Origin of the sequence: Pseudoteredinibacter isoporae (assembly GCF_011602085.1) — a bacterium.
Classification (GTDB): domain Bacteria; phylum Pseudomonadota; class Gammaproteobacteria; order Pseudomonadales; family Cellvibrionaceae; genus Pseudoteredinibacter; species Pseudoteredinibacter isoporae.
Genome location: NZ_JAAONY010000001.1, coordinates 654,428 through 674,604 on the forward strand (window position 1 = coordinate 654,428; position 20,177 = coordinate 674,604).

17 protein-coding genes are annotated in these 20,177 nt (G+C 48.9%); 12 read left to right on the plus strand and 5 right to left on the minus strand.

The genetic code is table 11. From position 1 onward, the window contains the following. Window positions 1-72: 72 nt before the first annotated feature. Complete coding sequence (locus tag G8768_RS02805) at window positions 73-1,362, minus strand: alpha/beta hydrolase (protein WP_166851702.1); 1,290 nt, start codon at window positions 1,360-1,362, stop codon at window positions 73-75. Window positions 1,363-1,694: 332 nt separating this feature from the next. Between G8768_RS02805 and G8768_RS02810 the strand changes: the two genes are divergently transcribed. The 7 genes from G8768_RS02810 (at window position 1,695) to G8768_RS02840 (ending at window position 11,002) form a co-directional block, all read left to right on the plus strand. Continuing rightward, entirely contained in the window at window positions 1,695-2,768 is a 1,074-nt protein-coding gene (locus G8768_RS02810) for a PstS family phosphate ABC transporter substrate-binding protein (RefSeq protein ID WP_166853438.1), read from the plus strand. A gap of 218 nt (window positions 2,769-2,986) precedes the next feature. Continuing rightward, complete coding sequence (gene pstC, locus G8768_RS02815; RefSeq protein WP_166851699.1) at window positions 2,987-4,372, plus strand: phosphate ABC transporter permease subunit PstC; 1,386 nt, start codon at window positions 2,987-2,989, stop codon at window positions 4,370-4,372. 52 nt (window positions 4,373-4,424) lie between these two features. Beyond that, the gene (pstA, locus tag G8768_RS02820; RefSeq protein ID WP_166851696.1) at window positions 4,425-5,714 is read left to right on the plus strand and encodes a phosphate ABC transporter permease PstA; all 1,290 of its coding nucleotides are present in this window, start codon (window positions 4,425-4,427) and stop codon (window positions 5,712-5,714) included. Between the two features lie 98 nt (window positions 5,715-5,812). Next, window positions 5,813-6,640 (plus strand): phosphate ABC transporter ATP-binding protein PstB, encoded by an 828-nt coding sequence (gene pstB, locus G8768_RS02825; RefSeq protein ID WP_208020111.1) that lies wholly within the window; start codon window positions 5,813-5,815, stop codon window positions 6,638-6,640. A 34-nt stretch (window positions 6,641-6,674) separates the two neighbouring features. Continuing rightward, a complete protein-coding gene (phoU, locus tag G8768_RS02830) occupies window positions 6,675-7,391 on the plus strand; it encodes a phosphate signaling complex protein PhoU (RefSeq protein ID WP_184679348.1) in 717 nt (238 codons plus the stop codon). A gap of 256 nt (window positions 7,392-7,647) precedes the next feature. Further along, entirely contained in the window at window positions 7,648-9,831 is a 2,184-nt protein-coding gene (locus tag G8768_RS02835) for a sensor domain-containing phosphodiesterase (protein WP_166851690.1), read from the plus strand. Window positions 9,832-9,895: 64 nt separating this feature from the next. Continuing rightward, the gene (locus G8768_RS02840; protein ID WP_166851687.1) at window positions 9,896-11,002 is read left to right on the plus strand and encodes a DUF2891 domain-containing protein; all 1,107 of its coding nucleotides are present in this window, start codon (window positions 9,896-9,898) and stop codon (window positions 11,000-11,002) included. 57 nt (window positions 11,003-11,059) lie between these two features. Here the strand turns inward: G8768_RS02840 and G8768_RS02845 are convergent, their stop codons facing one another. Continuing rightward, a complete protein-coding gene (locus G8768_RS02845) occupies window positions 11,060-12,358 on the minus strand; it encodes a M48 family metalloprotease (protein WP_166851684.1) in 1,299 nt (432 codons plus the stop codon). A gap of 132 nt (window positions 12,359-12,490) precedes the next feature. Between G8768_RS02845 and G8768_RS02850 the strand changes: the two genes are divergently transcribed. The 3 genes from G8768_RS02850 to G8768_RS02860 all read left to right on the plus strand — a co-directional run bounded on the left by G8768_RS02850 (window position 12,491) and on the right by G8768_RS02860 (window position 14,603). Further along, window positions 12,491-12,973 carry a DUF4265 domain-containing protein gene (locus G8768_RS02850; protein WP_166851681.1) on the plus strand — a complete coding sequence of 161 codons (483 nt, stop codon included), beginning with the start codon at window positions 12,491-12,493 and terminating at the stop codon, window positions 12,971-12,973. 98 nt (window positions 12,974-13,071) lie between these two features. Then, complete coding sequence (yaaA, locus tag G8768_RS02855) at window positions 13,072-13,848, plus strand: peroxide stress protein YaaA (protein WP_166851678.1); 777 nt, start codon at window positions 13,072-13,074, stop codon at window positions 13,846-13,848. Window positions 13,849-13,988: 140 nt separating this feature from the next. Beyond that, a complete protein-coding gene (locus tag G8768_RS02860) occupies window positions 13,989-14,603 on the plus strand; it encodes a DUF938 domain-containing protein (protein ID WP_166851676.1) in 615 nt (204 codons plus the stop codon). A 77-nt stretch (window positions 14,604-14,680) separates the two neighbouring features. Here the strand turns inward: G8768_RS02860 and G8768_RS02865 are convergent, their stop codons facing one another. The 3 genes from G8768_RS02865 to G8768_RS02875 are packed head-to-tail and all read right to left on the minus strand — an operon-like array spanning window position 14,681 to window position 18,032. After that, window positions 14,681-15,253, minus strand: coding sequence for a PqiC family protein (locus tag G8768_RS02865; RefSeq protein ID WP_166851673.1), 573 nt, complete (start codon window positions 15,251-15,253; stop codon window positions 14,681-14,683). Next, window positions 15,253-16,881, minus strand: a complete 1,629-nt coding sequence (pqiB, locus tag G8768_RS02870; protein WP_166851670.1) for an intermembrane transport protein PqiB — start codon at window positions 16,879-16,881, stop codon at window positions 15,253-15,255. Before pqiB ends, G8768_RS02865 begins: the two co-directional genes overlap by 1 nt. Then, complete coding sequence (locus G8768_RS02875; RefSeq protein WP_166851667.1) at window positions 16,881-18,032, minus strand: paraquat-inducible protein A; 1,152 nt, start codon at window positions 18,030-18,032, stop codon at window positions 16,881-16,883. The genes pqiB and G8768_RS02875 overlap by 1 nt, the downstream gene beginning before the upstream one ends. A gap of 253 nt (window positions 18,033-18,285) precedes the next feature. Here G8768_RS02875 and G8768_RS02880 point away from each other — a divergent pair, with 253 nt between their 5' ends. Then, window positions 18,286-19,491, plus strand: coding sequence for an iron-containing alcohol dehydrogenase (locus tag G8768_RS02880; RefSeq protein WP_166851663.1), 1,206 nt, complete (start codon window positions 18,286-18,288; stop codon window positions 19,489-19,491). A gap of 214 nt (window positions 19,492-19,705) precedes the next feature. Then, complete coding sequence (locus G8768_RS02885; RefSeq protein WP_166851661.1) at window positions 19,706-20,176, plus strand: hypothetical protein; 471 nt, start codon at window positions 19,706-19,708, stop codon at window positions 20,174-20,176. The last annotated feature ends 1 nt before the right edge of the window (window position 20,177 follow it).

Below are 20,177 nucleotides of genomic sequence, written 5' to 3' on the forward strand. Positions count from 1 at the left end.
CTTGTGGCTCGCCTTTTTTGTTTCTCTTCCCGTCTTTGGTTCTGGCCCGGGCTCTGGGGTTTTGCCAATGGTTCAGGGGCAGTTACTGTTGCTCATCAGGCGCACAATACTGATGTCACCGTTGAGCCCCAATGCGGGCATATCGTAACGGGCCGTGCCTTTCTTACAGCTTTCCAGATTAAGCTCCAGCGTGCCCACTTTGCTGGTTTCCACGGTGTTATTGGCATCAAATCGACCATTGCGGGACTGGAACAGATCCAGCACCGCTCTGCGACCGGAATATTTGCCTTGGGCTGTAAACCAGCGTTGCTCGGCACCGGGAATCTGGCCATTTTCGCTGCCAGCCTCATTGTTGTAGGTAAACCAGGCGCCGAACACTTGTTTGCTGCGATCGTCGAGATCCAGTAGCAGACCCTGCCCACTGGTGGCTGGTTCATACCAGCTGCCAACCGATTGCTGGCCGAAGCTGTGTTGGCTGATGTTGTCGATCCATTCGTACATGGCGTTGGCAATGCTTTTGCCGCTTTCCACTGTGACATTAAAAGGGTCGATGGCAGCAAAGCCATGGCCGCCACCGTCGATGACATGGTATTGATAATCCAGGCCCACTTCTTCAGCTCGCTGATCAAGCAGTACGGAGTAATTGAACGACACAATGATGTCGTTACTGCCGTGCACAATAAATATCGGGGCCTCGCCCTGGTCAACGCTCTTCACCGCTTCATTGGGATTATCCAGCGGCAACAGGGCTCCTCCCCAATAGTTCACAACAAAGCTGATTCGATCCCGATTTGGCAGATCAATGCTGAAATCGTCGCTGATGTAGGCAAGATTGATAGCGGTAATTGCACCTGCAGAGCTGCCAATAAGGCCAATGTCGGAGATCTGGTAGCGATCTTCTCTGGAAATGAGCCATTCAAAGGCCGTGATCGCATCGTCCAGAGCTGCCTGGGCGGCTATCTGCTGCGCCAGTGGGGCTGCGACTCCGCTTTGGGTGGGCAGGTGGGAGACTCGATTCGAAGGAATGGGCTCATCACCCTGAAGGCGATAATTGATCACCGCAGCGACATAGCCCCGCAGCACCAGATCATTGGCCATATTAACCAACGCCGCATTCTCTTTACTGCCCGTTTGAAAGGAGCCGCCGTGAATCAGGATAACCGCCGGCCGTTTGGCAATGGGCTCACTGGGGTCATCGACGCCAGGTGTGTACAGGTCCAGTAGCAGATCTTTCGGTCCGCTTTGGGTGTCGCCCTGGCCATACACAATGTCTTTTTGTACGACTACGGCCGGCGGTACAGGGCTCAAGGCCAATGAAAACTGGGCAAATAAAAAGCAAATCAGTGCTTGGCTATATCTCATAAGAGGTGGCAAGGTGGCTCTCCTTAGCGAATGTTCTGTCACCCTGTGCGAAGCATTGTGGGTGAGATCATGCTGGATGTCTGAAGTAGCAACTATATATAGGGCTCCATAAAAGGCAATAATACAAGTTGTAGATATGTCTATTTAGATGCCAGCTCTGTAACACTTCTGTCATATTACATTCATAGAATTGTCACCCGTAAAATCTAGTATCGCCCTTGATTGAACATTCGGCTCAGTGGCCAGTTCATTAACATAGCGCGATTACAAGCAAACAGCGCTTTCGACTAGAAAAACACGATCCTCAGGAGGATAACGTGAAAAAGACTCTCATGACCGCAACACTGGCTGCTGCAGCACTGGCTGGTACCCAAGTAGCTTCCGCTGCTCGTGATTACATCACTGTAGTAGGTTCTTCCACTGTATACCCGTTCGCAACCGTTGTTGCTGAGCGTTTCGGTAAGTCTACCCAGTTCAAAACGCCTAAAATCGAGTCTACCGGTTCTGGCGGTGGTTTGAAGTTGTTCTGTCAGGGCGTTGGTACCCAGCACCCGGACGTGACTAATGCGTCTCGTCGCATCAAGTCTTCTGAAGTTGATCTGTGTGCTTCTAACGGCGTAAAAGACATCGTTGAAGTTCTGATCGGTTATGACGGCATCGTTATCGGTAACGCCAAAGCGGCCGACACCATGAAGCTGACTCGTCGCGATCTGTTCCTGGCCCTGGCTAAAGAAGTACCAAACCCAGACGGTTCTGAAACTCTGGTTGCCAACCCGTACAAAACTTGGAAAGACGTAAACCCTGCGCTTCCTGCCAAGAAAATTGAAGTTCTGGGCCCTCCTCCAACGTCCGGTACTCGTGACGCCTTCGCTGAGCTGGCGATGGAAGGTGGTTGTAAGAAGTTTGGTTGGATCAAAGACATCAAGAAGCAGTCAAAAAAAGCCAAGAAAGCTGGCGACAAAGCTAAAGCCAAGACTCTGAAGAAAAAGTACAAAGCGATCTGTCACAGCGTTCGTGAAGACGGTCCTTACATCGAAGCTGGCGAGAACGATAACCTGATCGTTCAGAAGCTGAATGCCAACAAAAACGCTTTGGGCATCTTCGGTTTCTCTTTCCTGGATCAGAACTCTGACATGATCCAAGGTTCTATCGTTGACGGTAAAGAGCCGACTTTCGAATCTATTGCTGACGGTTCTTACCCGGTATCTCGTCCGCTTTACTTCTACGTTAAGAAAGCTCACATCGGCGTTGTTCCTGGTATCAAAGAGTACCTGGCTGAATTCACCAGCGAAAAAGCGTTCGGTGAAGAAGGTTACTTGACTGAAAAAGGTATGATCCCACTGGGTGATTCCAAGCGCTCTCAAGTTGCTGCTGACGTTAAAAACCTGAAGAACCTGAGCATGTAATTCGGTTCGGAAAAGCAGCGATAGGATAGCCCAGCTTCGAGCTGGGCTATTCGTTTCTACCCCAAGTCTTTTTTGCTTATATCAACAATAGCTCAATAGACAAGAATAAAATAAAGTGGGTGCTTTTCGATTTACACTCTCGGTATAAAAGGACGTATTGATGTCCAAGAGTGTAATTCTAAAAGTACCTGAACCCACGATTGCAGAGACACGGTGATATGGACACCTCAACATTATTTGCCTTTTTAGCACTGCTAATGGCCGGCGCATTTATTCTGGGACGCGGGCGTTCGCTTGCCCAGGCTTCCAATGCGGGCGGTGTACGTGCCTTGAATTCCCTGCCTTCCTACTATGGCATGCTGACACTGTTGTGGTGCGGTATCCCAAGTCTGGCGGTTTTGGGTGCATGGATTATTTTTGATGACTTGTTCATTCAACAACTGTTGATTCAGTCATTGCCTGAGAACATTCGCAACCTGGATTCCACCGAACTCAGCCTGCGCATTAACACCATTGAAAATATGGCGGCCTCGGGCATGGGCGCCAATGCCGAGCCCTATATTCAAGATGCCATCGCTACACTGAATCGTTTAAAGCAAACCAGCAGTTACGCCCTGACCGGGGTTGCCTTGTTGGTTGCAGTAATGACGGGTGTTTGGGGCTGGAGCCGAATTCAACCGCAACTGAAAGCACGTAACCAGGTAGAAAGCGCCTTTAAAATTATTTTGCTGGCCTGTTCCTGCCTGGCGATTTTAACCACAGTTGGCATTGTGTTGTCGGTACTGTTTGAATCGATTCGTTTCTTCAGCATGGTTCCTATTACCGACTTTGTGTTTGGTGCAGAATGGAGTCCGCAGATGGCCATTCGTGCTGACCAAGTGGGCGGTTCCGGGGCCTTCGGTGCAATCCCTCTGTTTGTGGGTACCTTGCTGATTTCCCTGATCGCCATGATCGTAGCGGTTCCAGCGGGTCTAATGGCGGCTATCTACCTTTCAGAGTATGCCAGCACCAAAGTTCGCTCTCTGGTGAAACCGGCTTTGGAAATTCTGGCGGGTATTCCTACTGTGGTATACGGATTTTTCGCGGCTCTTACGGTTGCGCCGATGATTCGCGACAGTGGCGGCCTGATTGGTTTAAGCGTTTCTTCTGAAAGTGCACTCGCGGCGGGTCTGGTCATGGGCATCATGATCATTCCGTTTGTGTCGTCTCTGTCTGATGACGTGATCAATGCTGTTCCGCAATCCCTGCGTGACGGTTCTCTTGGTTTGGGTTCCACTCAATCTGAAACCATTCGCCAAGTGGTTATTCCCGCTGCCCTGCCTGGTATTGTTGGCGGCATTTTGCTGGCTGTATCCCGTGCCATTGGTGAAACCATGATTGTGGTAATGGCGGCGAGTCTTGCGGCAAACCTGACGGCAAACCCATTGGAGCCGGTAACCACCGTAACGGTACAGATCGTAACCCTGTTGGTGGGCGACCAAGAGTTTGACAGTCCGAAAACTCTGGCAGCGTTTGCTCTGGGCTTAATGCTCTTTATCGTGACCCTGGGTCTGAACTTCATCGCCCTGCATGTGGTGAAAAAGTATCGCGAGCAGTACGACTAATAGATAGTCCGCTCGATTGTCCTACTGACTTGCTAACTGAGTGAATAAGAACATGAACTCAACAGAAAAAATGAACACCATTGATCTGGTGAACAAAAACCTGGCCAAGCGCTACCGTGCTGAAAAGCGTTTTAAAGCGTACGGTATTGCCTCGATCACGTTCGGTATGATTTGCCTGGTGTTTTTGTTTACCGACATTATTGGTAAAGGTTACACCGCTTTTGTACAGAGCTACATCAAATTGGAAATTACCCTTGATGCAGACACTCTGGACATCAGCGATCCCAGTGATCCGAATCAGATTGCCGGCGCCAACTATATGGCTGCCGTGAAAAAATCATTGCGTGAGCGTTTTCCAGATGTGAGCGGCCGTCGCGACAAGCGCACTCTGTACAAACTGGTCAGTAATGGCAGTGGTTTTGATTTACGCAAAATGTTGGAAGCGGATCCTTCTATTTTGAACACCACTCAAACCGTTTGGTTGATCGCAGACGACGATATTGATACCTATATCAAGTCGACGTCCAAAGACGGCAAGGCCTTCACGGGTCGCATGAATGAAATGCAGCAGGCCTGGGTGAAAAGTCTGGAAGACAATGGCGAAATTGAAACGCGTTTTAATACGGTCTTCTTCACCAATGGTGATTCCCGTGAGCCGGAGCAAGCGGGTATTCGCGGCGCGATCATGGGCTCATTGTTCACGATGCTGGTCACCTTGATTTTGTCTTTCCCAATCGGTGTTGCCGCGGCAGTGTATCTGGAAGAGTATGCGCCGAAAAACAAGTGGACCGATTTGATCGAAGTCAACATTAATAACCTCGCCGCGGTGCCATCGATTATCTTTGGTCTGTTGGGTGTGGCGATCTTTATTGGCATGTTTGGTATGCAACGTTCCCTGCCGTTGGTAGGGGGTATGGTGCTGACACTGATGACCCTGCCGACCATTATTATTTCCAGTCGTGCTGCCATTAAAGCGGTACCGCCTTCGATTCGAGAAGCGGCTTTGGGAATTGGTGCTTCAAAAATGCAAATGATTCTGCACCATGTTCTGCCATTGGCCATGCCGGGTATGCTGACAGGCGCCATTATTGGTTTGGCTCAGGCCCTGGGTGAGACAGCGCCACTGCTGATGATTGGTATGGTGGCTTTTATTGTGGATATCCCCGGTGGAGTATCCGATCCGGCGACTGTGCTGCCGGTGCAAATTTTCTTGTGGTCTGACAGCCCGGAGCGTGCGTTTGTAGAGCGTACCTCGGCTGCTATTATGGTGCTGCTTGGCTTCCTGATCGTGATGAATGCCCTGGCAGTCTGGTTGCGTAAACGTCTGGAGCGCCGCTGGTAATCCCGGCCTTACAGCAAAGAATGAATACAGGTGATACTATGGAAGCCACTGCAAGTGTCGACAACGCCGTGCAAGCGGAAGAAAACAAGTTAAAAACTATGAAAGAAGACGTAATTGAGCAACCCAATGTTGACGATATCGAAGGGACAGTAGGTACCCCCTTCGTTGAAAATGCCAAGATGTCCATGCGTGATGTAAACGTCTTTTACGCCGAAAAGCAGGCCATCTTCAATGTGGGTCTGGATATCGGTAAAAATGAAGTGGTTGCGATGATCGGCCCATCCGGTTGTGGTAAATCTACCTTCCTGCGCTGCTTGAACCGTATGAACGACACCATTGATATTTGTCGTGTTCAAGGTTCTCTCACTTTGGAAGGTCAGGACATTTACGACCCCAAGCTGGACGTTGTACCACTGCGCGCACGCGTAGGCATGGTATTCCAGAAGCCAAACCCGTTTCCGAAATCGATTTACGATAACGTGGCCTATGGCCCACGTATTCATGGTTTGACCGGCCGCAAGGCGGAACTGGATGAAATCGTAGAAACCAGTTTGCGCAAAGCCAGCTTGTGGGAAGAAGTAAAAGATCGTCTGCACGCACCCGGTACCGGTCTCTCCGGTGGTCAGCAGCAACGTTTGTGTATTGCCCGCACCATCGCAGTAAGCCCTGAAGTGATTCTGATGGATGAGCCTTGCTCAGCATTGGACCCGATTGCGACGGCTAAAATTGAAGAACTGATTGCAGAGCTGAGTGAAAACTTCACCATCGCAATCGTTACCCACTCAATGCAGCAGGCCGCGCGTGTTTCCAACCGCACGGCATACTTCCACTTGGGTAAATTGATTGAAGTGAATGACACAGAAAAGGTATTCACTAATCCGGAACATGAACTGACCGAAGCCTATATCACTGGTCGATTTGGTTAATTGCTGGTTGAGCTAAGATCGAGGAGCTTTAACAATGGATAATCTTAATCTGGACCAGCATATTTCTGGTCAATTTAATGCCGACCTGGAAGAGCTGAAAACTCAGTTGTTGGAAATGGGCGGTGTTGTTCAGCAGCAGATCAGCGACGCCGTTGATGCCATCGAGCAGGCCGACAGTGAACTGGCTGAAAAAGTGATGGTGATTGAAGACGATGTCGATAATCGCGAAGTCAGTCTGGACGAAAACTGCACGACCGTTTTGGCGCGTCGTCAGCCAGCGGCTTCTGATTTGCGTATGGTGCTGGCGGTGTCAAAAGCGACCCGCGATTTGGAGCGCATGGGTGATGAAGCCCAGAAGATTGCCAAAATGGCGATCGCTCTGAACGAAGAAGGCCAGGCACCACACGGTTACGTGGAACTGCGCCATATTGGTGACATCGTTGAAAAAATGGTGAATTCAACTCTGGATGCGTTTGCGCGTTTCGATGTCGATACGGCAGTGAAAGTCGCCCGTGATGACAAAGCCGTTGATCGCGAGTACAAATCTGCCATGCGCGAGCTGGTGACCTATATGATGGAAGATCCGCGTTCCATTGGTCGTGTAATGAATATCATTTGGGCTTTGCGTTCACTGGAGCGCATCGGCGACCACGCTCGCAATATCGCCGAGCACATCGTTTATCTGGTGAAAGGTCTGGATGTTCGCCACACGTCTGTCAAGGAAATGGAGCGCCAGGTTAAAGACGCCTAAGCTTTCTTCCCCTTTCTGAACTCGCTGCTTTCGACGAAAAGATAAGCATGAAAGTAGCGGGTTTCATCTGCCTGTCTTGATAGACATCAAGAAAAAGTATGGGTGATTTAAGCGGCATAGCCTATACTATTTGACAGTTTATATACTGCTAGGCTCCCTAATTTAGATACCTTTTAAGTAGTAGTATCGCCATTCCCGGCGTTTCGGTGGGCTTTAGTGTTTGTTCGAGCTATTGCCAGAAAACCAGAGCCGCCCTATGTCTCAATATACGGTTAAAGAGATACTGCAATCCGTATCTCCAGGTGACCAAGCCTTTTTTCCTTCTATTGTCAGAACCTTGGCCGAAGCCCTTGATGCCGATATGGTTTTTATTGCGCGGATCGATAATGAAACCAACAGCGCAAAAACCATCAGTGTTTACAGTCCCGGTAGCGAATTAGACAGTTTCGATTATGATTTGAAACACACCCCCTGCTGTCAGGTAGCGGAATCCGGAGATCTGGTCTGTACCTACAATGGTGATGTACAAGAGAATTTTCCGGAAGACGAAATGCTGGTGGATATGGGGATCAACAGCTATATGGGAACGCCTCTGCGAAATGCCGACAATGAGGTTATCGGTATTTTGGTTTCGCTGTTTTCCGGCTCAATTCCCGATATGAAACATGCCGAACTCCTGTTTAATTTATTTTCGGGCTTAATTTCTCGAGAGCTGGTTGTAGTGGAAAACATGCGCCAGCTGAGTGTTGCCAGTCAGGTATTCAGTAGCCTGGATGAAGCCATCGTTATTTTCGATCCGCAATTTAAAATTCGCTTGGTGAATCGAGCCTATGAGCGCATCAGTGGTTATCAGCATGATGAGCTGATTAACAAAGACATTTACGATACAGAATTTCTCGGTCGCAACAAACAACTGCTGTACACCTTTGCTGAATCTATGGAGACCGTTGGCAGCTGGGTGGGTGAAATCAATGGCCGCCGCAAAGATGGTGTTTTCTACACCGTTCAGGTGCAAGTAACGGCCAGCCGGAACAAAAAAGGCGATGTTGAGAATTACATTGCCGTACTAAATGACATCACCAGTAAGAAACACGCAGAAAAAACCATCCACCTTCAGGCCAACTACGACAGTTTAACGGGTCTTCCCAACCGGCAGCTGTTTAACGATCGTCTCGATCAGGCTATTCGAATCTCCCGCCGTAAAAATAAAAAATTTGCTGTTATTTTTATGGATATTGATATGTTCAAGTCCATCAATGACAGCCTTGGTCATTCCTGGGGGGATGTGTTATTGGCGGAAGTTTCACTACGCCTGAAGCAAGCATTGAGAGCGAGTGATACGATTGCACGTTTTGGTGGTGACGAGTTTACCTTTATTGTTGACCCCATTGAAAAAATTGCCGATGCCATTGCGGTGCTGGAACAAATAACCAAAGCGATGCAGGAACCGTTTAATCTGCAATCCAATCGATTGTTTGTTACCAGCAGTTTGGGTGTGGCCCTGTATCCAAATGATGGCTCAGATCGAGAACAATTAATTGCACATGCCGATCAGGCCATGTACAGCGCCAAAAGCTTGGGGCGAAACCAATATCAATTTTTTACTTCCGATATGCACCGAGCTATGGAAGAAAAACTGGCCCTTAAAAATGCCCTGCAAGAAGCCATCATTAATCGGGAATTGGAAGTTCGTTTTCAGGAGATTAAAAACCACCGGGATGAAAGCCAGTTAAAGCTGGAGGTATTGGCACGCTGGTGTTATGAAGGCGAGCATATTCCACCGGATGTCTTTATCGATATTGCCGAAGAGTTTAATCTCATCTCAAAGCTGGATGATGTAATTCTGGAGCAAGCCTGCTATGCAGGTTTTCAGTTGCAGCAGGCCGGTATCGACAATTTAATGTTATGCACCAATCGCTCCCCCAAAGAACTGGCAAAACGTCGCAATCCTGTTGAACGCTGGAAAGGCATTATTGAATCGTTTGGCTTGTCTGTTGAGCAATTCAATATCGAAGTGACGGAAAATATTCTCGCCAAAGACAGTGATGGCCACTTCGATGTTCTCTGTCAGTTAGCGGATGCCGGTTTTTCCATCTCTGTCGATGACTTTGGTACAGGGTATTGCTCGCTCGGCTACCTGAATAAATTTCCCATCGACACCATAAAAATTGACAAGAGCTTTATTGACGAGCTGGGACAGAGCGATCACCAATCTGCCATTCTTGATGCCATGATGGCGATGGCTAAAGCCTTGAACAAGCAAGTCGTTGCGGAAGGCGTTGAACATCAACATCAATACGAAGCTCTGCAACGTTTGGGATGTCAGCAATTTCAGGGGTATTTATTCAGCAAACCTGTTCGCTTGGATGAACTGATGACATCTCTGGATGCACGTGGTTTGGTCTGTGCCCGGAAATCTGATAAGAAGTCCGGCAGCTGAGTACAATAGTCTCTCGTTCGTTACACTTAGAACACTTCCTCAGACAAATCATAAGGTACATTGAATGTTAGCGAGATACTGGCGTAAAAAGCAGGGCTTGGGTTTAACCTTGTTGGCACTGGCTTCTGGCGGTGCCCAGGCAGAACAACTGTTTACTGATGAGCAAGCCAAAGCAATGGCAAACCTGGCATCCAGCTGCATTCACAAGGAATTCCCTAATGTTGTAAAACACTACTTCCTGGGACCACAGGATGTTCGTACACCGAAAGAGCTGTACCCATCGTTTTACGGTTGTCTGGATTGGCATTCCTCGGTTCATGGCCATTGGTTATTGCTGCGAATGTTGCACAAGGCTGGCGATAAGTTGGATAGCGATGCCATTCGTAAGCAACTGGATCAGAGTTTTAAGCCGAGCAGCCTTACTGGCGAGCTGGCCTATTTCAATCGTCCGAACTCTGGCACCAGCTTTGAGCGCCCTTATGGTCTCGCCTGGTTTTTGCAGTTGACGACAGAACTGCGCCAATGGGATGACCCCCAGGCGAAGGAATGGTTGAAGAGGCTGCAACCGCTTGAGCAAAAAATCGTTGCCAATGTTGCGGGCTGGTTACCCAAACTGGCCTACCCGATTCGTGTCGGTGAACACAGTCAAACGGCTTTTGCCTTCGGTTTGATGCTGGATTGGGCGCGTGAAGCGGGCGACCGTGATTTTGAAACATTGCTGACTTCCCGCATCAAACACTATTACTTGAAAGACGTGAACTGCCCGCTGGCCTATGAACCTTCCGGTCAGGATTTTCTGTCACCTTGCCTGGCTGAAGCCGATTTAATGCGCCGTGTGATGGACAAAAAAGCCTATCAAAAATGGTTGGGCGATTTCTTCCCGAGCCTGCCAAAAGACGGCAGCGTCGATTGGATGCCCGTCGCTAAAGTGACCGACCGCAGTGACGGTAAGTTAGCCCACCTTGATGGCTTGAACCTGAGCCGAGCCTGGATGTTAGAAGGCATCGCCAGCGCCATGTCAGATTCCGATCCGCGTCGTGCCTCAGTACTGGCTGCGGCTGAAGCTCATAAAGAAGCGAGCTTGCCGGTGGTCATGGGTGATCTGCACTATATGGGCAGTCACTGGTTGGGAAGCTTTGCGACGTACTTGATCAGTAAGCGCGGCATTTAACTGCCGGAAAAGAAAAAGGCCTCATTCGAGGCCTTTTTTGTATCTACCGAGATGCCACTATCGGCGCCGCTGCTGCGCCGGTTGTTGAGGATAAATCTGGTGCATGCGCTGCTGTGCGCGTTTGCCCAGTTCACCACCCGAAGCCGCCGCGAATTGATAGTATTCATAGGCTTTTCGGCTGTTGCCCTGTTTTAGTTCCAGTTCGCCCAAATGAAAAGTAGCGTACTGGGTTGGCAGCATGCTCAGACTGGTTTCAAAATCGATTCTGGCACGCTGATCATCGCCCATATTTTTATGCACGATGCCCCGACCGACATAGGGGCCGAAATAGTTTGGGTTGATTTCGATGGCCCGGGTAAAGGCTTTCAAAGCGGGTTCTCCGCGTTTTTGATTTAACAACAGCTTGCCCTTGGTATCCCAGAACAGGGCTTCTTTGGGTTGCTTGCGAATGGCTTGCTCGGTCAAGCTCAGGGCCTTGTCCATTTGCTTTTTATTGGCTGCAGCGAGAGCCTCCTGATGGAGCTTGTAAGCTGGAGCGTCTTTGCGCAATTGAGCCATGGCGCGATCGAAAGCTTTTTGATTGCGCACTCCTGGTGGCATCTGTTTGGCGCGGGCGCGGTTGGCGGCAACGCGTTCTTGTGATGGCGGGTGACTGGCAAAAAGGTTATTCAGCCAGTTGCTCTGTCGGCCCTCGGAAAGCTTCACAAAGGTTTCCTGCAATTCAACGGCACCCTGGGGGTCATAGCCGGCGGCAACCATATATTCCATGCCATAGGCGTCCGCTTCCAGTTCCTGGCCGCGTCCGTAGCTCGCGTGGAAGGCCGCAGAACCAAGACCAATGCCCTGCTGAATTAAACCGCCGTAGCGGCTCTGGGTGGCAGCAACCGCGGCCAATTGGCCACCCACACCCAGCAGCTGACGTTGACTCATTTGTTGAGCGCTGTGACTGGCGGCGGCGTGAACGATCTCATGACCGAGAACGGCGGCCAACTGTGCCTCATCTTCCAGATGAATCAACAGGCCCCGGTTAAAGGCGATCTTGCCGCCCGGCAGAGCCCAGGCATTGGGTACGTCATTGTTGAGCACCACAAACTCATAAGGCAGATTGGGGCGATCGCTGAGTTGCGCCAGCTTTTGACCGACCGAATTCACATAGCGACTGAGTGCGGGATCGACTTCATAGGCACCGCCCTGACTTTGCTGAGAAGGACCGTACTGTTTTTCACCCAGGGCGACTTCCTGGGCGGGCGATATAAAATTGAGTTGGCTTTTGCCGGTTACGGGGTTGGTACTACAGCCAACCACTGCAGATGCAAGGGCCAGCACGCCGATCAGCTTTGCAAATCCTTTCTTCACAGTGACACCTCCAAGACCTTGATTCGGGTATAATGCCGCTCATTCTAGCAGCCTGTCCTGGGGCTGACATTAGCAGGGTCGCCTTAACCAAGACTTAACTACTGGCCCGTCGAGTTTGAAGAGATCAATTGCATGCAAGCCCTACAAGTTATCGAGCTGTTCGCTGGCCTGGACGCCAATGGCCAGGCCGTTATCGAAAGAATGCCCGTTAAAATCAGTGAAGAAGACGACAGTTGTCAGCTCGTAAAATCCCCCGCCTTTGTGAAGGGTATTGCGAGCGGCGATACCATCAAGCTTCGCCCGGGCAGCCAGGATTTTGAACTGATCAAACGCAGTGGCAACCTGTGCATACGGGTACTCAGCCGAGGTGAAATCGCCTCTTTGGCCGAATCATTGGCGCCGGAACTGGAAAAGCTCGGTGGTGAGCTGGATACCGAGACTGAACGCATGTTGGTGTTCAGTATCCATGTGAGTTGCGGCTTTCAGGCTATTGAGGCATTGCTTAATAAACACGTCGATGGCCAGAGCAGTATTTGGCTTTACGGGAATGTGTATGACCCGAAAGATGGCGAAACGCCGTTGAACTGGTGGCAATCCATCCTGGAAGAAAAATAATCGATCTTTAACAATTAAACGTATTGTTATCTTTAATTGTTCTTGGCTGGCGAATTCCCTAATAATGTCAGACTTGAAACCAAATGCGAGGAACGTCTATGTTAATGGTGGTATCCCCGGCGAAAAACCTGGATTACGAAACGCCGGCTAAAACCAAGCAGTTTACGGAAGCTGATTTTCTCGATCAGGCTGAAATCCTGATGGAAGATCTGCGTGAACTGGCGCCCCACGATCTGTCTGAACTGATGGGCATCAGCGATAAACTGGGCACATTGAACTATGATCGCAATCAGTCTTGGGGTCAGCCATTTACTACCGATAATGCCAAGCAAGCTGTATTGGCCTTTAATGGTGACGTTTACACGGGCCTGGATGCCCCAAGCTTTAAAGCGGACGATTTCAAATTTGCCCAAAAGCATCTGCGAATTCTTTCCGGTTTGTATGGCCTGTTGCGCCCCTTGGACTTAATGCAGCCTTATCGCCTGGAAATGGGCACCAAGTTCGCCAATCAGCGTGGTAAAAACCTGTATGAATTCTGGGGTGAAATGATTACCGACGCCTTGAATACCCAGCTGAAGAAAGTCAAAGGTGATGTGGTGTTAAACCTGGCATCCAATGAGTACTTCAAGTCGGTCAAACCCAAGCTGCTCAATGCGACAATCATGACGCCGGCGTTTAAAGATCTTAAAAACGGCCAATATAAAATGATCAGCTTTTATGCCAAAAAAGCACGAGGCTTGATGGCGGCATATGTGATCAAAAATCGCATCACGGATATTAGCGACATTAAAAAGTTTGATAGTGAAGGCTACGGCTTTAATAAAGAGCTATCTACCGATAAACAGTGGGTATTTACCCGCGATCATGCCGAATAAATGCGATTTCCTGCTTGCCATAAAAGGCGAGCAGGCTCCTTCCCCTGTTTGAACGGGCGTTTTAAATTCTTCCCTGTTATTTTATTTTTCAAGTCCGAATTATTAAAATAAATCTGTTAGCTGAATAGAACGATTGAGTTATGAGTGACATAGATTCAAACAAGCCTTTTTCCCAAGCTTGTGAAAATAATCGCCAGCCGATTTACGAAGTGCTGAAAGATACCTTTGCCAATAAAAAAACCATTTTGGAAATTGGCAGTGGTACGGGCCAGCACGCGGTTTATATGGCACCTCGTATGAACCATTTGCAATGGCAGACCAGTGACCTCTCAGAGAATGTGGAAGGCATCAATCGCTGGATCAACGATGAGAAAGTGGTCAACGTTCTGCGTCCGTTGGAAATTGATATTGAAAAACACTGGCCCAACACGGATCTATTGAAAAATTTTGACGGTTTATACACAGCAAATACCTGTCATATCATGCCATGGGAAACAGTGAGAAAATTCTTTGTGGGCTTAAAAGGCATGGAAGAAGGCTCTCGCCTGGCAATTTACGGACCCTTTAAATATCAGGGGCAATTTACCAGTGAAAGTAACGAACGTTTTGAACATTGGCTAAAAGCCCAGGAAGCCCATCGTGGCATTCGTGATTTTGAAGCCATCGCGGAAGAAGCGAATAAGTCGGGGTTTGAATTATTGAAAGATCACAATATGCCGGCGAATAATCAGCTTCTGATTTGGCAAAAGCGCTAATTAAAAAGGCCACCTGATTTTGGGTGGCCCTTTTGTCTATACCTTTGTGAACAGAACGATGAGCGGGATAAAGCCTATCAAAGGGTTTTGTTGATTTTCTCTGCGAGCTTATCAATCGCAGACCGCAGCTGATCAATGGCATGGGGATAACCATCGCTGTTCAAATCACGTTTGATGTTAAAGGACTGAATGCTCGAACCATCTTTCTGGCCCTTCAGCCAGAAATTACCAGAGACCAGCGCTGTGGAATCGTTGGTAATTAAAAAGTGCTTCAGCTCGACAAACAGTTCCACAGCGTTTTCATCTCCCAGCTGCCTTGGGCTCAAATAAAGGGCCTTGTCTGACTGTCGGTTTAAACTATTGAGAAGGGCTTTCTCTACGCCCGTATGAAGGTTTTCAGCCCATCGGTGTTTATTGGAAAATTGCAGTTTGTTGGAAGCCAGTTGCATAACAATGTGTCGATTTTGCAGATACTCAGCCAATTCCAGGGAGCGCAGCACGACTTTCTGTTGGGCCTGGGGTTTACTGAGTTCGGCTGCATTGTCAGGGCTGTGCAGCAAATAGTAACTGATGCTTTCGGGTTGCGATGCGCAGCCGCTCAACAAAACAAGCAGTGAAACCAGTACAAGGGTTCGATTCATGGGATTCATTATTGGTTTCCTTTAGGTTCCACTTCGGTGCTTTCAGCCGGTGGAAAAACCAGACTGTTCGGTGCGCGATTCAATTGTTTGATCAGAGGCTGCAAGTCGCCTAATAGTTGCTGAACGCTCTTCATAGTGCGGTTGATTTCGGTATTGGTTACCGAGCCTTGCTGGTAGTCAGCGAGCAAGCGGTTGACTTCAGCAAGGGTTTTGCTCATTTCAGCAATGATCACTTTATCCGCATTATTACTGGTGGCTTCAAATGAGCTGGCGGTATCAGAGAACTGCTTAAGCATTTGATTGGCATTCTTACCAATGTCATCCAGCGGCATTTGGTTTACTTTGTTGAGGATCTGATTCATCTTCTCGGTAATCTGACCAAACTCTTCAGGAATGGTGGGTATCACCGGAATATTCATAAAGTTTTCCAGGGTTTCCGGCGGTGCCATTTCAGGGTAAATATCGACATCCACATAGAGTGCCCCGGTCAGCAGGTTACCGGTTTCCAAAGTGGCTCGGAAGCCGCGGTCAATCCAGTGCAGGGTTTGTTGCTTCACAAATTCCACACCTTCGTCAGTATCGGGTTGTTGTACCCGGCCGGGTTGGATTTCGATAATGACGGGAATGGAATAGCCTTCATCGAGAATAATCTGTTCGGAATAAAATTCCGGATTGATCTCAACAACCTGACCGATAACCAGACCTCGGTATTCAACAGGAGCGCCTACTTTTAATCCTCGTACGGTATCTTCAATCATCAGAGCGAATTTCACGCCACGCTTATAGCGTTGATCACTGGCCGCCTGATAGTCGGCATAGATATCAAAGTAATCGCGTTCGGTAATGCGTTCACCCAGTGACATGCCTTCGGGTACACCGAAGGTTACGCCATTGGTGAGTAAGGTTTCTACGCTGCCTGCCTGAACCTCCAGGCCATTGGCGCCCAGTTCGAAATTAATGCCGCTGACATTCCAGAAGCGTGTGTTTTTGGTAATCAAACGATGATAGGGCGCTTCAATAAAGACGTTATAGTAAACAACCCGCTCTTCCAGATTGAAGTAGATGTCTTCAAACTCACCTACCTTCAATCCTTTATAAACAACGGCATCGCCTTTCTCAAAAGCGAATTCGTCATTACTGTTCAGGGTGATGTGCAGCCCGGGGGTACCAATGGGTGTTACCGGTGGTTCAATGCGTGCGATAAAATCCGATTCTGGATCACCTTCCAAACTGGGTTCCATATTAATGTAAGGGCCGGATAGCAAAGTGCTCATGCCCGATACACCACTCAAAGAAATGCGCGGAGTGACAATCCAGAATTCGGTGTTTTCCGTCAGCATGTCTTCAGCTTCTTTCGACATCTGTGCGGTAATGACCACGCCGCTCAGGTCTTCATTGAGTTTGATGTTTTTCACCAAACCAATGTCCACTTCTCGGGCTTTGATTTTGGTTTTGCCCGCTTCCAGGCCTTCGGCGTTTTCGAAGGCAATGGTAATCATTGGCCCTTGATTGCTCAGCTGATAGTAAACAAACCAGAGACCAATCCCCAAGGCGATTATGGGCACCAGCCAAACCGAAGACAGGCGTCGGGATTCTTTGATCGCTGCCAGTTCGGAAAATTGCGTATCATCACTCATTATTGCTGTTCTGCCCTATTGTCGTTTTCTATCCATTTGTCATTGGTCCACATCAGTCGGGTATCGAAGGTCATGGCTGCCAGCATGGTGGCGATAACCACACCGCAAAAGGCCATGGCGGCGGGCCCGGGGTAAATGCTCATCAGGTTGCCCAATTGAATCAGGCTCACCAGTATGGCCACCACAAAGACATCCACCATTGACCAGCGACCGATAAACTCTGTCACTCGATACCAGAAAATCCGGCTTTGGGTGTTGCCGGTAAATCCTTTTTGCACGGTGTAGTTTAACCAGATCAAAATGATCATCTTGGCCACCGGTACAAAAACACTGGCGATAAAAATCACCAGCGCAATTGGGTAAGAGCCCAATTTCCACAGCAGCATAACACCCCCCATAATGGTACTGGGCTCATCCTGACCCAATGTGCGGGTATACATTATGGGCAAGACATTGGCGGGAATATAGAGAATAACCGAGGTCACCAGCAGAGCCCAGGTACGCTGAATGCTGAGGCTTTGATTGATTTGGCTGTGGGGAAATTCCACATCGAAGGTTTTCTTAATTTGATGTTTGTCCACATACACCAGTGTCGCAATGGTGGTCAGGGTAAAGCCAATATAACTGTAGAACGACAATCCCAGGCCTACATCCGCCAGAGAGACAATTTTGATCAGGCTGACAGTGACACCTACCAAAAAGATTTCCACCATGCTCCAGGGCTGAAAGAGATAAATCATTTTGGCCAGGTGCGTGGCGCCCAGAGGTTTGATCTTCAAAAGGTGGCAACCGTACAAATACAAGAGGCTCAGTAAGATCGCCGCCGGCAGAATAAAAATGACCAGCAACAGCAAAGCCGCCAGGCCCAGATACTCATTGCTGGCCAGAATCTGGATACTGCCGGGCAGGTTCATGGACTGAGCGAGGCCCTGACTCGAGAATGACAGAAATTCAAAAGGCAGCGAAAACCCAAGGAAGATCAATGCGGTTAACGCAAGGGAAACAATCGCCTGCTCATGGTTGCGTTTATTGGCGGTGAGGCGATAGCCGCAACGGGGGCAATGGGCGTTTTGATTGTGGGCCAACACAGGCACGGCGAGCTGCAACTCGCATTCATGGCATGTAATGGTCTCGTGATGATCTGCCGCCATTATTGGTTCCCGGTTGTTACTTTCCACTCGAAGCCCGTGCATCGATTGTCGCGATTGTGCAGTCTTATTTGACGTTTTGAGGGCTAATGTCGCCAAAAAGACATATGAGGCCAAAATTCAGAATCTTGTCTCGGAATTCGTACGGGCTTGTCATAAACTGGCTTCAAGCCTGTTAACAGGCCCCTGTATGGATTGCCATAATAACAAGATAATAAGCCGTCGCTAATGCGGCCCTACGGTACCGGAGATTGCCATGCCCTTTGCTGCCAAGCTAAAACTCGCTGTACGTAAATTTGCTATATCCCTGATTGCTCAGCCCAAACCCATCACTTATGTCGGCGAAGGTTCTTCCCTGAAGCTTTGCGAATCCGTAAGTCAGTTTGATGTGCGCAAGGTACTTATTGTAACCGATGCCATGTTATGTGAATTGGGCTTAATAGATCCTTTACAAAGGGCCCTGAATGACGCTGGAGTTGAGGTTGTGGTGTATCAGGGGGTGACGCCTGATCCGGTGTGGACGGTTGTTGAAGAAGGCCTGACGCTGTTACAGGCTGAGCAATGTGACGGCGTGTTGGGTGTTGGTGGTGGTTCCTCCATTGATGCGGCGAAAGTCATTGCTTTGGCCGCCAATAATATTTCCATGCCGCTACGAGATTTGGCGGGCTTCAAGAAAGCCAAGCAGGACAGCTTGCCACTCTTTGCGATTCCAACCACCGCAGGAACCGGCTCTGAGGTGACCGTTGCGGCGGTAATTTCTGATCCGGAAACCCATAAGAAGGATTTGATTGGTGATACCCGGGTGATTCCACGTGCTGCTGCCCTGGACCCAACCCTGATGTTAGGTTTGCCACCTGCCGTAACTGCAGCTACGGGTATGGATGCGTTGACCCATGCCATCGAGTCTTATATTGGTGAATGGGCTAATGAGGAAACCGATGCGTTGGCGAAGGCCGCGATTAAGTTGATTTTCGAGAACCTGCCCAAGGCGGTTGCCGAAGGCAGTGATGTAAAAGCCCGTGAGGCAATGGCTCTGGCGTCTTACTACGCGGGTTTGGCGTTCACCAAAGCGATGGTGGGTTACGTTCACGGTATTGCCCATCAACTGGGTGGTAAATACGGCATACCCCATGGCCTCGCCAATGCGGTGGTTTTGCCAGAGGTACTCAGCTTTTCAAAAGACGCGGCCTCCTATCGTTTGGCAGAGTTGGCCATCCATACCGGCTTGGGCGAGCACTATGAAGGTGATGCGGTGCTGAGTCAGAAATTTATCGATCATATTAAGTCGATGAATGAGCAGATTGGTATTCCGGTTGGCTTTGAGCAAATTCAAGCGGCGGATATTCCAGGATTGGCGGAGGCGGCTTTGGAAGAGTCCCATGGAACCTATCCAGTGCCGGAGTATATGGATCAGTCTCAATGTGAGGCGATGATTGGGCGATTGATGTTGCCGGCCTCGTAGATCGTTTGCATAAAAACGGTGGCTGTTAAGCAGGATAAGCGAAGGGATTAATGTCCTTCCAGATGTTGTGTCCATACAGCCACCGGCCCTAAATTGTTCTTTCCCAATATTTCCTTACGTCGACGGCTGCTTTCTAACTTGGTCATTTTTTATTATTGAAGATGTTTAATCCATATCTGATAATTTTGGTCCGCTCACAGTTACTGACAGGGATATGGATAAAAATAGAAGTGCAAATCCAAATATAAAGGAATTTGTCGGCAGGAAACGGCCTGTCACTCAAGTGATGGTAGTGGCGGTGTTTGTTCCACAGTTGATCTTGATGTTCAAATGGTGGGGGAAGATGAGTGGGAGCCATATCGGCATAATGCTGGTGCTCATGGTTATGCTGCTGTTAATCGTCCTGAAAGTAGCCCCCAGATTTGAACCGCAAAAGAAAATTCGTTTCGGCCAAAATACCTTGGCGATGTATCAGGACGAGGCCATTCATTGGCACATCCCCTATTCTGATATTGATCGTTTCACGATTAATCGGCGTGAGCATCTTTTCTTAAATCGAGCCAATATGCTGAACGTTTTTAATGGCGCAGGCGATCAATTGATTGAACAGGATGTGGAATTTTTATCAGCTGATCAAAGAACGGAATTGCTTGGCTTGATGAAAGAACGCTGTTGCTCGGCTTAGT